Origin of the sequence: Marinilabilia rubra (assembly GCF_003121985.1) — a bacterium.
GTDB lineage: Bacteria > Bacteroidota > Bacteroidia > Bacteroidales > Marinilabiliaceae > Marinilabilia > Marinilabilia rubra.
In genome coordinates, this window is sequence record NZ_QEWP01000010.1 from 93217 (window position 1) to 110004 (window position 16788).

Genomic DNA, 16788 nt, shown 5'->3' on the forward strand with positions numbered 1-16788 from the left:
TTCTGATTATTTTTTAAGTGTTTTAATTATGCAAAAACTTATGCTTGCTCTGGTGATGGGGACTTTTCTCTTTTCCTGCACCAACTACAAAGACTACAGCGATGTTCCTTTTGAGGAGAAGTCGCCTGCCGACTGGGAAAACCCGGCGGTGAATCAAATAAACAGGGAGGCCCCCCGCGCCTGGTATGTGCCATTTGCCGATGCATCAGAGGTAGATGCCGATAATAAGTGGGCTTCCTCTTTGCTGAAATCCCTGAACGGGGAGTGGCTGTTCCACATGGCGGAAAATCCATCTGAGCGTCCCTGCTACTTTTTTAAGGATGATTTCGATACCCGTGAGTGGAGTACCATTCCGGTACCCTCAAATTATGAACTGGAAGGGCATACCTACCCCATTTATACCAACGTAAAGTATCCGCATGCCAAGACACCACCCACGATTCAGGACCATTACAATCCGGTGGCCTCTTATAAGCGAACCTTTACCATTCCTGAAAACTGGAACGGAAAAGAGATTTTTCTGCACTTTGGAGCCGTTAGTTCGGCCATGTATGTGTGGGTAAATGAGCAGAAAGCAGGGTACAGCGAAGACAGTAAAACACCCGCCGAATTCAACATCACTCAATACCTGAAGCCCGGGGAAAACACACTGGCTGTGGAAGTTTACAAATGGAGCGATGGGAGTTACCTCGAAGACCAGGACTTCTGGCGACTGGGAGGTATCACCCGCGATGTATTCCTGATGGCAAGAAATCCTCAGCATATTCGTGACTTCAGAGTCACTTCGAATCTGGCTGATGATTATAGCACCGGACTTTTTGAACTGGATGCAGAGATTGTGAATGTGTCTGAAGAATCACCTGTAAGTGTCGAAGCCCGTTTGATGGATGGCGAAAATCTAATTGAACGCTTTTCGTCGGAAGCTGACAACGGAGAGGTCTCCTTTTCTTCAGAATACAATGATGTAAAACGCTGGTCGGCCGAAATACCCAACCTCTACGAATTGGTAATTACCCTTAAAGATGCCAACGGAGGTGTCATTGAAGTAATCCGCCAGGATGTGGGTTTCCGTCGCGTGGAGATCAAAGGCAACAACCTGTTGGTAAACGGGGAGTATATTTACCTCAAAGGGGTCAACCTGCATGAGCACCATGATGTAACAGGACATGTGGTGGATGAAGCCACCATGCTCAAAGACATTGAGGTTATGCAGGCGCACAACATCAACGCGGTGCGTACCTCCCACTATCCTCAGCCCGAGCGCTGGTACGAACTGTGCAACCGTCACGGTCTGTACGTAATTGATGAGGCCAACATCGAATCGCATGGCATGGGGTATGGTAAGGAATCACTGGCCAAAGACTCGGCCTGGATGTCATCGCACCTGTACCGTACCAGAAATATGTTTGAGCGGGACAAAAACCAACCCTCCATCATTATCTGGTCGCTGGGCAACGAAGCCGGCAACGGCATCAATTTCGATGCTACCTATGATTATCTGAAAGCACAGGACGATACCCGCCCGGTTCAGTATGAGCAAGCCCATGGAGGGCGGAATACCGATATTTTTGCGCCTATGTATGCGCGAATTGAAAGGATGGAACGCTATGCCAGAGAAGATGGCAGCAAACCACTCATTCAATGTGAATATGCGCACGCCATGGGCAACAGCGTGGGCAACCTTCAGGATTACTGGGATGTGATTGAATCGCATGATGTGATGCAGGGTGGATTTATCTGGGACTGGGTAGACCAGGGACTGCTGACCGAAAATGAAAACAGCGAAGAATACTGGGCTTATGGTGGAGACTTTGGGCCTGATACCGTGCCTTCCGATGGTAATTTCTGTCTCAACGGACTGGTGGACCCCGACCGTCAGCCACAGCCCGCATTGGAAGAGGTGAAAAAGGTGTATCAGTACATTAAATTTCATCCGGTTGACCTGAAAGACGGCACCATCGAAATAGAAAACAAATACGACTTTCTGAATACTTCAAAATTCCAGTTTTCATGGACCGTCAAAGGCAATGGTGAAATTGCCACAGAAGGGATTTTTAAAGGTGTGGAACTGGCACCGGATGCTAAATTGAGTGTTTCTGCAAATGTAGACTTTACCCCTGAGCCCGGCGTGGCGTATTTCCTGACTGTAAAAGCGACTCTGAAAGATGAGGTGGGTCTTGTCCCGGCCGGGACAGAACTGGCTGCAGAGCAGTTTGAATTGCCTGTTTATGTTGCAAAGACAAAAACAGAAGAATCCTTATCAGCTTTGGAACATCAAACCAAAGATGGAGTGCTCAGCATTTCGGGAGATGATTTTGCAGTCGCTTTTGATATGCAGAAGGGCCAAATGACCAGCTTCCAATCGTCAGGCAAAGAGCTCCTGAAGAAAGGGCCTGAGCCCGGATTCTGGCGTGCCCCTACCGATAATGACTTTGGTAATAAAATGCCCAAAAGAGCACGCATGTGGCGAAAAGCAGGAGAGAACCGGGAGGTGACCAACACCAATATTGAAGAAGCCGGAGAGGGCCAGGTGAAAGTGACCTTTGAGTTTGACCTGAAAGATCAGGAAGGAAACAAAACAGGAGACTATACCAGCACCTATCTGGTAAAAGGCAACAAAGAGGTGGAAGTGGACAATCGGTTTCAAATGGCCAATGGCGATTTACCCGAGATTCCACGCATGGGTATGACACTGCACATGCCAAAAGAATATGATCAGATGGCATGGCTGGGCCGTGGCCCACATGAATCCTACCAGGATCGTAAAACCTCTGCTTTTGTGGATCTCTACAGCGGAAGTGTGGCCGATCAGTACTGGCCTTATCTGCGTCCGCAGGAAAACGGCAACAAGACCGATGTGCGCTGGATGAGCATCACCAATGAAGCCGGAGAGGGACTTAAATTTACCGGTAAGCAACTTTTGGAAGCCTCAGCTCACCATAATATCATGGAAGATTTTGAATCACAACGCCGTCCCAATGGTAATTGGGAAGAAGGCGAGGAGCGTCCGGTTCAGAGTCATACCGATGATGTGCAACCTCGTGATCTCACCTCAGTGGACATTGATCTAAAGCAGCTGGGCGTAGGTGGCGATAACAGCTGGGGAGCCCGCACGCACAAAGAATACCGGTTGACTGATAAATCTTATCAATATGGATTCGTAATCCGAGTGGTTGAGTAATATTTAATTAGGTTACAGGAAAGGAGGCTGTGTAAGGTCTGCCTTTCCTGCCTATTATCAAAAGCAGTTAGAAAATGGTTAATAAAAAAAAATCAATGTTTGGTTCAGGGAAAGCTTTACTACTGGTTTCAGCCGTATTACTTTCAGGGATTCTGGGCTGCCAATCTTCTAAATCGAATAAGAACCCCGGGGAAAGTCCCAAGCCTAATGTGGTAGTTCTTTTAGTGGATGATGCCGGGTATGCTGACTTTGGATTTGCCGGGTCTGAGGATATGGAAACACCTAATATTGATAAGCTGGCCCGCGATGGAGTTGTATTTACAGATGCCCATGTCTCCGCTACCGTTTGCGGTCCTTCACGGGCGGGGTTAATAACAGGAAGATATCAACAGCGCTTTGGTTTTGAGTGTAATCCTTCTAACTCTTTTGCCGGTCTTGACCTTCAGGAGGAAACCATTGGAGATGCCATGAAAAAGGCCGGGTATGTAACAGCTGCTTTTGGCAAATGGCACCTGGGCCATGATCCTGAATATCGCCCCAATGCAAGAGGATTTGATTATTTCTGGGGTTTTTTGTCAGGTGGACGTCATTACTTTCCTAATGACCAACAAGATCAACCGGGTCACTCACACTCCATTCGCGAGAATGATGATTTTACTGAATTCGAAGGGTATTTGACGGATCGACTGGGAGAAAAGGCCGTGGAATTTATTGATCGTAATAAGGAAAAACCCTTTTTTATTTACTGGGCACCCAATGCAGTACATACGCCGATGGAGGCAACTGAAGAGGATATTTCAAGGTATGAGGGACATCCCCGGCAGGAGTTGGCGGCCATGACCTGGGCTTTGGACCGGGCTGTTGGTAATATTAAAGATAAACTGGAAAAAGAAAACCTATTGGACAATACCCTGATCTTTTTTCTCAGTGATAACGGCGGTGCGCATAATAATCAATCTTCCAATGCTCCGCTCAAAGGATTTAAAGGCAATAAATATGAAGGTGGTATGAGGGTGCCGTTTTTTATGCATTGGCCTGCAATAATTGATGGAGGTAAAACCTTTGATGGCCTCACATCGGCTTTCGATATTTTTGCAACCAGCCTCGATGCTGCCGGGGTTCCAGAAGAGGCACTTACAAATCTGGATGGTGTCAGTTTACTGCCTTATTTGGAAGAGAAAAAAGATGAAGATCCCCATGAAAAGTTATTCTGGCGAAAAGATCAGGCTGCTGCTGCCCGGGTGGGGGATTATAAATTAATCAGGGTTGAACGCCTTGGTTACCGGTTATATAATTTAAGAGAAAACCTGGGCGAAACAGATAATTTGACTGACCAAAATGAACAGACGTTTAAAGCTTTGAAAAAACAGTTGTCAAAATGGGAGAAAGATAAGATGGAACCCCTGTGGACTGAAAGCCAAACCTGGGATACCATTACATGGATGATTCATCAGGATTTGTTTCTGAACCGCGAGGTACGGGTTAAAAATCCGCGTCAGTTGCAGGAATATCGAAATCAAAAATAGGTAGTGTTGTGAATCATTTTAAAAAATAGTGAGGTGATAAATGTACATTACCAAAAACATCGAATATGAAATTTGTAACAAATATTTCTATTGTTCTGATTATATCACTTATTTCTTGTAGTAATAATACAAGAGATAAAGTAAAACCAAATATAGTCATTATAAACATCGATGATATGGGTTGGAAAGATGTTGGTTATATGGGAAGTGAATATTACGAAACACCCAATATCGATAGTATGGCAGCCTCTGGAATGGTATTTACCAATGGATATGCTGCCGCAGCAAATTGTGCACCTAGTAGGGCATGTTTAATGACTGGTAAGTGGACACCCCGTCATGGAATATATACAGTTGGATCCTCTGAAAGGGGAGCTTCAAAACACCGTAAACTGATTCCTACTAAAAACACTACCACATTAGCTGAAACTGAAAAGTATGAAATTATTCCAGAGGTATTAAGTCAAAATGGTTATAAAATTTGTCATGCGGGTAAATGGCATTTAAGCGATAATCCTTTAGAATATGGTTTTGAAGTAAATATTGGCGGAGGACACAATGGTCGTCCGAAAAGTTATTACCCACCTTATAAAAATGTTAAAATAAAAGGGGGTAATAATGATTATCTAACCGATTTAATAATGGAAAAAACCATAGAGTTTGTTGATACCGCTTCATCTCCATTTTTTCTCAACTATGCACCTTATGCTGTGCATACTCCGATTCATCCAGTAAAGAGTTTAATTGAAAAATATAATCAAAAACCTGGATCGAACGGTCAGAATAATGCGAAATATGCCACAATGGTAGAAAACCTTGATAGAAATATTGGTTTATTGATTTCAAAATTAAAGGAAAAAGGACTATTCAATAATACTCTTATTGTTTTCACGTCTGACAATGGTGGCGTGTTTGGTATAACCGATCAACATCCCTTAAGAGCTGGAAAAGGAAGTTATTATGAAGGAGGTATACGTGTACCTTTTTTCTTTGTTTATAGGGACAAAGTAAGTAAAAATTCTAAAAGTAATATTCCAATAACTAACCTAGATATATTTCCAACCATCTTACATTACGCAGGCATTAATAATACTGAGCTAAAATTAGATGGTATTAATATATCTTCAATTTTAGAGGGGGAAACAGATAAATTAGACCGTCCACTTTATTGGCATTTCCCTATTTATTTACAAGCATCCAATACTCATGCTATTGAAGATAGTGAAGATCGTGATTCTTTATTCAGAACCCGTCCGGGGTCTGTAATAAGATATGAGAATTGGAAGCTACACTATTATTTCGAAAATAATGAAATTGAGCTTTACAACTTAGAAGAAGATATTGGAGAAAGAAATAATCTTGCGGAAAAAGAAACTGAGAAAAGGGATGAAATGTTAAATTATTTAAAGAATTGGTGGGATGAGACAAAAGCTCCGATTCCCACAAGGGTGAATCCTGAATATAGAAATTGACTAAAAAACGAATGCTCAACGTAGTATCAAAGGAATAGCCGAAATTGCAGTAAATTAAAGGGGGTTTAGCCCACTTCAATTTGCGTGCAACTTGATAGTTAAATACCACTCAGTCGGCCACTATTTTTATACCAAACGTAACAGGTTGGCCGGGGAATGAGTTCTGAAGAAGATAATGCTCATTTTTCAATGTGGTGTATGATACATTCTCCTTTGCTAGGATAAACGTAACTAATATGAGCAATAAAGAATTGGAGACTATAACCAATAAAGAATTAACATCTCCAATTTAAAGACAATAAATAGTGTTTATCCATGATTTCCCATTTGGGATATGTGATTTTTAAAGGTGTTGAATTGATAGTATTTGGGAATAATAAAACTTTGATTATGAAAAATGTGATTTTAATACTTACCCTTTGTATTGGTTTACCATCTTTATGTGTGGGTGCAAAAAAAAAATAGAATCATTTCACCTGTAAACAATATATATACAATGATTTCAAAAAGAATATGTTTGTCGTTGATTGTACTTTTGGGTCTGATTTCTTTACCTGAAAGAGCAATTGCTCAAAACGATTGGGAAAACGAGCAGGTAACCGAAATCAACAAAGAAGCTCCTACTTCGACAATGTATTACGATGATCAATCGCAAAATGTTGAATTATTGAACGGCGAATGGGACTTTAACTGGTACGCGAATCCAGCCGATGTTCCGGAATATTCTGAAATAAAATTTGAGCATAAAATTCAGGTGCCCGGCGCGTGGCAAATGCAAGGTTTCGGAATACCAATTTATAGAAACACAAAATACCCTTTCGAAGTTAATCCGCCACATATTAAAGGAAAGTACGGCAATCCGGTTGGAATTTACAAGCATACTTTTTCTGTAGAAAATTGCGAAGATAAAATTATGTATTTGCGTTTCGAAAGTGTTTCATCGGCTTTTTATTTGTGGGTGAATGACCAAAAGGTTGGTTACAGCCAGGATAGTTGGTCTCCTGCTGAGTTTAATATTACCAATTATTTACAGGAAGGAGAAAACACTGTTCGCTTACAGGTTTTCCGCTGGTCCGATGGTAGCTACCTTGAAGATCAGGACGGTTGGCGTATGTCCGGTATTTTTCGAAATGTTTTCCTGGTTTCAAAACCCGAAGTGCACATACGCGATTATTTTGTTACCACACCTTTAAAGGCTGATAACAGTGCCGGTTTTAACCTCAAGGTTGACCTGTTAAATGCATCAAAAACAGCTCTTAAAAAACAAAAATGGGGGTATTCGCTTACCGATAAAGACGGCAAAACAGTTGCCAGCTCCGAAGAAAAATTCTCGCAAGACGATTTATCCGATACATGGGACATTGAAATTTTAGAGAACATTGAAAATGTTCAGCTTTGGTCCAATGAAAAACCGAACCTGTACAAACTGCATTTCTACTTGAAGAAAAAGAATGAGATTACGGATGAGTTTTATGCAAATGTTGGCTTCCGTGAAATAACAATTTCTGATAAAAAAGAATTGCTGCTTAACGGTAAACCCATCATATTAAAAGGGGTAAATGTTGTTGAACACGACCCGATTTATGGAAAACACATTCCCCGAAAGCGGATGGAGAACACGGTTAAATTACTCAAACAAAACAACATCAATACGGTAAGAACAGCCCATTATCCTGCCGATCCTTACTTTTACAAACTATGCGACGAATACGGTATTTTAGTGGTGGACGAAGCCAATGTGGAATCGCACGGAATGAAGTATGGCGAGAAAAGCCTGGCAAAAAAAGAAAACTGGCGTAAGGCACATGTTGAGCGCATGGAAGCTATGGTAGAGCGCGATAAAAATCATCCTTGTGTTATCATGTGGTCTTTTGGTAACGAAGCTGGTAACGGCGAGACTATGGCGCATATGAACAAGCGCACAAAAGAAATCGATCCCACACGGCCAACTCACTATCATTTTGCCGATGATCCTTCTGATTACGATGTTTATGGCGGAGGTATTTGGAAATTCGGAAAAGAACACGCGTTTGGTCGTTACCAGTCGGTTGACGATATGATTTACCTTGGCAAGAGTGATTTGGATAAACCCTATTTGCTGAACGAATTCGCACACGCAATGGGAAATGCAGTGGGCAATTTACAAGAGTATGTTGATGCATTTGAAAAGTATCCGGAACTTATTGGCGGTTGTATTTGGGATTGGTCAGACCAAGGGATTACGAAAGGGTTAAACGGCTATTTCGGACATGAAATTAAAGCCCCTGAAAAAGCGCATGCTGAATGCTTAAAACCTTCCGGTGAATACTTTTGGGGTTATGGTGGAGATTTTGACGATGGGCCAAACAACGGCAGGTTTTGCATGAACGGCATAATGTTCGCCGATTTAACCGAAACACCTAAAACGGTTGAAGTTAAAAAAGCTTACCAGGATATTTCATTCAAATTAAAAAACACAGAAGAAGGAATCGTTGAAATCAACAACAAGTTTCTCTTTACGAACCTATCGAAATTCGATATTATATGGCAACTGCTTGAAAATGGGGAAATATTCAAAAACGGGAAACTCGAAGTAAACCTTCCGCCTCTTAAAACTGGTGAGTTTCAAATAAATAATTGGCCTTCAGAATTTGAAAAGGGCAAAGAATACATTCTTCAGCTTAAAGCAAAAACCAAGAAAGATGAAAAGTGGGCAAAAGCCAATCATGTAATAGCCTGGGAAGAGCTAATATTGCAAGAAGCCGATTTCACGCTAACATCTGTTGAAAATGAAGGTGAAGTTGGTATTGAAAAAGATAGTGAAGAGTCTGTAACAATTTCTTTTTCCGGTGGAAGCCTGGTTTTTGATAAAACCAAAGGTGAAATCGTACAACTCACAAAAGACAATAAAACGATTATTGATGGGGGCTTCACTTTGTCGTTTGCACGGGCAAATATTGATAACGATAAAGTCAATAAAATACGTGACCTGTGGAACTGGCTTAACCTTCATAATTTAGAAACCAACATACTTAATTTTAAGCTTGTTTTGGATGATAATAAAGCCCGTGTAATTATCGAAAAAGAGCTGAAAGCACCTAATCGGGAAGTAGGTTTTATAACGACCGAAGTCTTTATTATTTCCGGCAATGGAGTAATCGATGTTGATTTGCAAGTAGATTTTACTGGCAGAAATAATCCTTTCACCCTACCACGGATCGGCTACGAAGTAAAGCTAAACAAAGGCTTAACCGAAAGTACCTGGTACGGAAAAGGACCGGGAAGTTCTTACATCGACCGAAAAACAGGTATGCAGATGGGGATTTATTCCGCCAACGTAGATGAACATTTTGTAAACTATCCCAGTCCACAGGAAAACGGAAATAAATCGGAGGTAAGATGGTTAAGCGTTTATGATTCTGACGAAAGAGGTTTGTCAGCCAAATCAAATCAAGCACTAAATTTCTCATTAAGGAGATACACGACGAGACAATTAAATCAGGCAAAACATCCTTTTGAGTTAAAGGAAAACCCTTTTATCATTTTAAACATCGATTTTGAACATGGTCCATTAGGAAACGGCAGTGTGGGCACTATGCCCATGAAAAAGTATTATGCCAAAATAAATCCGGAAGGCTATAAACTGAGAATTGAATGGAAATAACCTGTCGAATCGCAATAGAATTGATTAATAATGTAAAATTAGAACAAAGACGAGATGGTAAAAATAAATTCACTAATTACAGTGTGCGTATTGATTTGTGTGTCTTGTATAACCAGGGCGCAGGTAATCCATATTGAAACAAACAATTCTTCGTTGGTTTACGGCGTATACAAAAACAAACTGAAACAAATTCATTTTGGGAACAGCCTTAGTACAACAGAAGGCATCGATGCTATATCAACATCCTTCGACGAAGCTTACCCATCATTTGGTAACGGATGCTCTAACGAAGTAGCTTTAATTGCTACCCACGACGACGGTACTATGGCTACCGACTTAATGTACGAGTCGCACAAGCAACAGCTCGATGGCAATATTCAAACAACAACCATTAAGCTGAAAGACGAAAAGAAACCATTTTTTGTTGAATTGAACTTTAAAGCCTACCAAGCCGAAAATGTAATTGAACAATGGGTAAGCATCCGTCACACCGAAAAAAAACCGGTAAAGCTGGAGCAGTTTGCATCAACAGCACTCGGGTTTAAAGCCGAAAGCTACTACTTAACGCATTTCCATGGTAGTTGGGCGCAGGAGATGCAACTGGTTGAAGAAAAGTTAAACAACGGCATAAAACTGGTTGAAACAAAACGCGGAGTTCGCTCTACTGAATACGAAAACCCATCGTTTGTTTTATCGCTCAACCAACAAGCTTCCGACCATTATGGCGAAGTGGTAATGGGCGCTTTGGCATGGTCGGGCAATTTCAGACTTTCCTTTCAGGTGGAAGATAGAGATTACTGCCAGTTAACTGCGGGTATCAATCCCTTTGCTTCCGACTATTTATTATCGCCCAAAGAGGAATTTGTAACACCACGCGTGATTTACACATACAGCAACTCGGGCAAGAACCAAGGCTCCATTAACCTTCACCGTTGGGCTCGCAAGTATAACTTACGCGATGGCGACCAGGTTCGCCCTATTGTGTTAAACAGTTGGGAAGGTGCCTACTTTAAGTTCGACGCAGCCAAGCTAAAGTCGATGATGGACGGTGCTGCCGAAATGGGTGTGGAAATTTTTGTGCTCGACGATGGTTGGTTTGGCAACAAATACCCACGCAACAGCGATAAAGCTGGTTTGGGCGATTGGGAAGTAAACCAGGAAAAACTACCAGCCGGCATCGGCGATTTAATTGACCATGCCGAAAGCAAAGGGCTAAAATTCGGAATTTGGGTAGAACCTGAAATGGTAAACCCTAAAAGCGAACTGGCCGAAAATCACCCGGAGTGGATAATTCAACGTAAAAACGACCGCGAGCAGATGCTGGAACGCAACCAGTTACTGCTGGACTTATCGAACCCTGAAGTACAGGACTTTGTATTCGGTGTGGTAGATAACGTACTTACGGATAATCCGCGCATAGTTTATGTAAAATGGGATGCCAACCGACATGTACAAAACTTTGGTTCTACCTACTTAGATGACGAAAAGCAATCGCACTTGTGGATTGATTACACCAAAGGACTGGAAAGCGTATTGGCCCGATTGAACGAAAAATACCCCGATATTATTTTCCAGGCTTGTGCCTCTGGTGGCGGAAGGGTCGACTACGGTGCGCTTAAATACACCCACGAGTTTTGGGCAAGCGACAATACCGACGCTTACGAGCGTTTGTTTATTCAATGGGGAACCAACCATATTTATCCCCCTATTGCAACAGGTGCACACATCACCAAATCACCCAATCATCAAACAAACAGACATACACCGCTTAAATTCCGTTGCGACATGGCCTTTGGCGGACGACTTGGCTTAGAATTAAGCCCTGATATCTTAAGCGAAAAGGACGTTGTCTACGTTAAGCAAGTGCTTGAAACCTATAAAGCCAACAGGGACATCATACAATTTGGCGATTTGTACCGCTTATACTCCCCTTACGATGACGATGGCTTTGCCGCCATAAGTTATGTTACTCCGGAAAAAGACAAGGCTATTGTTATGGCTTACAGTCACGAGTTTCACCGCAGGGAAGAACGTGCTTTAATCAGGTTCCAGGGTTTAGAGGATAATGCCGTGTATAAAATAAGCGAATTGAACCGCAGGGCTAAGCGCAGCAAAGTGAAAGAAGTAGGCTTGGAAGTTTCCGGTTCTATTTTAATGAACCGAGGTTTACCAATGGATATGAAAAAACCTTACGAAAGTGTGGTGTTGAAACTTGAGAAGGTAAAGTAATAATAAACTTACAACTCGGAGTGCGATCTCGCTTTCTGGCGGGATTGCACCTCAAGTATCAAATAATAAAAGATCCTACAATGAACATAAGGCCACAAGTATTAGTGATGCTTGTTTTTACAAGCATTATCCTTACTGCTTGTTCCTCACCGGAAACCAGCAGAAAAACCATAGACCTTTCCGGTACATGGGCTTTCAAACTTGACTCGAACAATGTTGGCGTTCAGGAGCAATGGTTTAATGGTTTTTTCGACGAATCGGTAATCTTACCAGGAACAACCGATGAAAACAAAAAAGGAACTCCCAACAAAAAAATAGAAGTAAACCACCTCACCCGAAAATATTATTACGTCGGGAAAGCTTGGTATCAGCGAACCGTGGTTATCCCAAATGAATGGCAGGATAAAACCATCCGGCTATTTCTGGAGCGCACTAAAGCTACCGAAGTGTGGGTAGACGGACAACGTTTCCCTTTACAAAAACATTTGTCTGCTCCGCATATTTACGACCTTACAAAGGTGCTCACCCCGGGAGAACACACCTTATCCATTTCAGTTGACAATACGCCAAAACTATTTCCTACAGGGGGTTCACATGCTATTGCAAAACATACCCAAACCAATTGGAACGGCATTATCGGTAAGCTTGAACTTACCGCAATGGATAAGGTTTACATAAAATCGTTGAAAGTATTTCCGGATACGGAAAATAAAGAGGTCAAGGTAGTCTTCAGGTTACCGAATCCTGAAAAAGAAAAACTGAATGGTACCATTACTTGCCAGGCAAAGGGATTCAATGGCCATAATCATACCATTAAAAAGCAAACTTTTGAATTTTCATCGAGCGAAAACGAAATTGTGGTTACCGGAAAGTACAACATGGGCAATAATTTTGCCACTTGGGATGAATTTACCCCCCACCTTTATCGGTTATCCGCTAAATTAAGTGCAAAAAGCGAGTCGAATGCTTACGGCGATAAAACAGAAGAATCGTTTGGCATGGTGGAGTTCACTACCAAGGGTACGCAGTTTGTGGTAAATGACAAATTCACCTTGCTGCGTGGCAAGCACGATGCCTGTGTTTTCCCCTTAACAGGTTACCCGCCAACTACCAAAGATGAGTGGGTGCGCCAAATGAAAATCTGCAAAGAATACGGTCTGAACCACTATCGTTTTCATAGTTGGACGCCCCCAAAAGCAGCTTTCGAAGCGGCCGATTTGGTGGGCATTTACATGCAACCCGAATTACCACAGTGGAGACAGTTTAAAGAAACCGATACCGCGCACTTCCATTTCCAACGAAAAGAAGGCGAAGCCATTTTTGACACCTATGCTAATAATCCGAGTTTTGTAATGTTTGCTTTAGGAAACGAACTGGGCGGCAGCCGCAAGCTAATGGCTAAAATGGTGAATCATTTAAAGGAATACGATGGCAGAAGCCTTTTTGCACAAGGTTCAAACAATTACTTTTGGAACCCGAAGAAACAGCCAAACGAAGATTTCTTTATTTCGGCACGTACCAAAAAGAAGCAGGATAATTTTGTGAACGACATTAGGGCATCTTTTTCGTATGCGAACGATCCCAACGCTGGAATTATTAATGGTCAGTTCCCCAACACAGAGCGCAGTTTTGAAGCCGCGTTAAAACACTGCGATGTTCCTGCTATTGGTCACGAAACAGGACAATACCAGGTGCTGCCCAACTTTAATGAGATAAGCAAATATACCGGGGTTTTGGAAGCCCGTAATTTTGAGGTTTTCAAACAACGCATGATCGACCAAAACATGTTTTCTTATTGGGAAGAATTATTTGAGGCTTCGGGAAAACATGCGGCCTTGTGTTATAAAGAAGACAACGAGATATCGATGCGAACTCCCGGTTTGGGTGGTTTTCAAATTCTGGATTTACAGGACTTCCCGGGTCAGGGAACGGCGCTGGTAGGCATGCTCGATGCTTTTATGGATTCAAAGGGAATTGTAAGCCCCGAAGAATGGCGCCAGTCGTGCGCAGACCAAACCATACAGGCAAAAATGCCACGCTTGGTTTGGCAAAACAACGAAAGCTTAACTGCCGAGCTTATTGCAATAAACTATGGAGCTACCGACATGGTGAACAATACAATTGCATGGACTTTAACCGGGCAAAACGGAACGGTTGTAGCTAGCGGTGAAACACCTGCAATCAATTTTGAGCAAGGCAAAATTACTTCGCTCGAAAAAATTAGCGTGCCCCTGTCGGAAATAGAAACACCACAACAACTTACACTTGCTTTGAGCACCTCAAATGGTAAAATAACGAACAACTACCATGTTTGGGTATATCCTGAAAGCATAAAAGAAGAAAAGGTAACGGAAGTAGAAATGGCGACAGTTTTGGATATGGCAACGCTTGCAAAGCTTGAAAACGGAAGCAAAGTACTTTTAATGCCCGATTCTGCCAGCATTGCTAAAAACTCGGTAGGAGGATTGTTTATCAGCGATTATTGGTGTTACCCCATGTTTAAAGGTATCTGCGAGCGAAACAACAAACCGGTATCACCCGGTACACTCGGATTGCTAATTGACGATAAACATCCTGTATTTAAACATTTCCCAACCTCGTTCCATTCCGATTGGCAATGGTGGTCCATTATGAAAAAATCGCGCCCCATTGTATTGGATTCTGCTGATGCCGAATATAGACCTATCGTGCAGGCTATCGACAATTTCGAACGTTGCGCAAAACTGGGTTTACTATTTGAATTTAAGGTTGGTAAAGGAAGCGTATTGGTATGTTCTGCCAACCTAAACGATAAAGACGACTTTGTTGCTCAGCAACTGCTCCGTTCAATGCTTCGCTATATGGATTCGGAAGAATTTTCTCCACAAACAACGCTATCGCAGAATAAGTTGTTGTCTGTAATTTATGGAAATACTTCAACCAAAAGCAAAAGCAGAATAACAAATGACAAAGGCAATACTGGTGGTTATGATTTGCTGCAATAAAGTATAACAAAAACCGAATTTTCATGAAAACGATATTTTACTTAGGTGCATTGCTGTTATTAATGGCCTGCTCCAAAGAAAAAGAAGTTAACCTGGTTCCCGAAGCCCCATCAAATAACCCTTCCTATTGGTGCACCTGGGGAGCGCAGAATTATGCAGTCGATTCTGCCACACTTCAAAATGCATCGTGGGGAATTAACGGTCATTTCCGGCAAGCCAATAATTTAGATGAGCAGGCCATATTTGGAGAAAATGGCTGGGCAGATATACTTCCGGAAGTTCGGAAAGACCTCTTAATTATGTTCGATCTTGGATGGGATATTGGCCGTAACATCGATTTTGATAAGAAACGATGGCTGCTGGGATCACTGGAATTGGCAGAAGAAAAATTCCCTTCATGCACTGGTTCGCCTATGGAGCGTTTAAAAAAACTGAACCAGCTGTGTATCGATAAAGGTTGGAAAGGAGCAGGAATATGGGTTGCGGCGCATCCGGCAAATTACAACGAAAAGAAAATGTCAAGAACAGAAATAGAAGACTATTACCGCGAGCGTTTTAAGTGGAGCCATGAAGCCGGAATTACCTATTGGAAAGTTGACTATGGGGCGCACAACGGGAAAGATTGGTATAGGGAAATGTTAACCCGCTTAGCCGAAGAACATGCTCCCGGCTTATGGGTTGAAAATTGCAGAAATGGTTCTCCGATAAACGACTATGAGTGCCCGTGGGACACAAAAGTTTATAACGAAAGTGGAGAATACAAACGTTGGGGCAACGGAAATGTGCTAAAAAAAGCTGTTAAAGTAATTGGGTACAGCCATGTATTCAGAACGTATGATGTTACAGCCCACCTATCGGTACCCACGACGCTCGACAGGGTGGCTCAACAACTGGCAGTTAGTTCACAAAATGGCAAAAACGATTGTGTTATAAACTGTGAGGACGAAATGTACATGGGGGCTGCACTTGGGTGTGCTGTAGGTATTATGCGCCATCCGCAGTGGCTGCATATTGAAGGAAACGGGTATAACCCTTTAAGGGTTGATAAAAGAATGACAGAAGTGACCCGCGCTATAAAATGGCAACGTATTGCCCCTCCTGTTGGTGTTGGAGCATCGGAAGTAGTGTTGAGTTCAAATATGTTGTCGGACAACTGGACGTTTAAAAAAGGGGATTCCTGGGCGTATTGGGTTATCGACAGGAATATTGTTCAAAAGGCACCGGGAATAGTTACAAGGGGCATTGATTTGCCAACCGTAGAATGCGAAGGGGAACCCCCTTACCTCCTGGCTTCACGACATCCAAACGGAGCTGTTGCAATTGCCACGTTACCAAGAATCGATAGCCAAAGGGGGCACTACTTCCCTCACGCTGATATTTCGCTGGGGATTGAAGGCAATGATACTATTATAGGTGTTTTCGGGAAATACGCATCGTTAAAACTGGCATCAGAAAACTTATCATCGAAATGCCGGGTACTGGCACAGGACCTTGCCGGTAAGGTTGCTACAGACATCACAGGTAAAGTTAAATTTAAGAAAGGGAGTATGGTTATTCCTGGTCGGGTTATAGAGGAAATAGGATGTTCTGCAAACAAAAAGGAGGATCTATCGGAGCCAGGTTTAGTACTTAAACTGGAATATAGAACAAAATGAAACGAGCATGGCAGCGATTGCCGCAAAAGAGAATGTAAATTATCAACCAAGTGAGTTCAAAGCGATATCCATAATAGTTTTTGGAATAAAAATGTTTG

General features: G+C 42.3%; 7 protein-coding genes. All 7 read left to right on the plus strand.

Annotated features, from left to right (window positions below):
* Positions 1–28: 28 nt before the first annotated feature.
* The 7 genes from DDZ16_RS13045 (at position 29) to DDZ16_RS13075 (ending at position 16690) form a co-directional block, all read left to right on the plus strand.
* On the plus strand, positions 29–3181 hold the full coding sequence (locus tag DDZ16_RS13045) for a glycoside hydrolase family 2 TIM barrel-domain containing protein (protein WP_109264921.1): 3153 nt from the start codon (positions 29–31) through the stop codon (positions 3179–3181).
* Between the two features lie 74 nt (positions 3182–3255).
* Positions 3256–4707, plus strand: a complete 1452-nt coding sequence (locus tag DDZ16_RS13050; protein ID WP_109264922.1) for a sulfatase-like hydrolase/transferase — start codon at positions 3256–3258, stop codon at positions 4705–4707.
* Positions 4708–4772: 65 nt separating this feature from the next.
* A complete protein-coding gene (locus tag DDZ16_RS13055) occupies positions 4773–6179 on the plus strand; it encodes a sulfatase (RefSeq protein WP_109264923.1) in 1407 nt (468 codons plus the stop codon).
* Positions 6180–6696: 517 nt separating this feature from the next.
* Entirely contained in the window at positions 6697–9822 is a 3126-nt protein-coding gene (locus tag DDZ16_RS13060; protein WP_158275670.1) for a glycoside hydrolase family 2 TIM barrel-domain containing protein, read from the plus strand.
* Between the two features lie 54 nt (positions 9823–9876).
* Complete coding sequence (locus tag DDZ16_RS13065) at positions 9877–12051, plus strand: alpha-galactosidase (protein ID WP_109264925.1); 2175 nt, start codon at positions 9877–9879, stop codon at positions 12049–12051.
* An 80-nt stretch (positions 12052–12131) separates the two neighbouring features.
* Positions 12132–15035, plus strand: a complete 2904-nt coding sequence (locus DDZ16_RS13070) for a sugar-binding domain-containing protein (protein ID WP_109264926.1) — start codon at positions 12132–12134, stop codon at positions 15033–15035.
* 23 nt (positions 15036–15058) lie between these two features.
* On the plus strand, positions 15059–16690 hold the full coding sequence (locus tag DDZ16_RS13075; protein ID WP_109264927.1) for a hypothetical protein: 1632 nt from the start codon (positions 15059–15061) through the stop codon (positions 16688–16690).
* Positions 16691–16788 lie beyond the last annotated feature (98 nt).

Excerpts from the sequence above, each read along its gene's own strand:
- DDZ16_RS13045 (WP_109264921.1), top strand. The coding sequence starts at position 29 with ATGCAAAAACTTATGCTTGCTCTGGTGATGGGGACTTTTCTCTTTTCC.
- DDZ16_RS13050 (WP_109264922.1), top strand. The coding sequence starts at position 3,256 with ATGGTTAATAAAAAAAAATCAATGTTTGGTTCAGGGAAAGCTTTACTA.
- DDZ16_RS13055 (WP_109264923.1), top strand. The coding sequence starts at position 4,773 with ATGAAATTTGTAACAAATATTTCTATTGTTCTGATTATATCACTTATT.
- DDZ16_RS13065 (WP_109264925.1), top strand. The coding sequence starts at position 9,877 with ATGGTAAAAATAAATTCACTAATTACAGTGTGCGTATTGATTTGTGTG.
- DDZ16_RS13070 (WP_109264926.1), top strand. The coding sequence starts at position 12,132 with ATGAACATAAGGCCACAAGTATTAGTGATGCTTGTTTTTACAAGCATT.
- DDZ16_RS13075 (WP_109264927.1), top strand. The coding sequence starts at position 15,059 with ATGAAAACGATATTTTACTTAGGTGCATTGCTGTTATTAATGGCCTGC.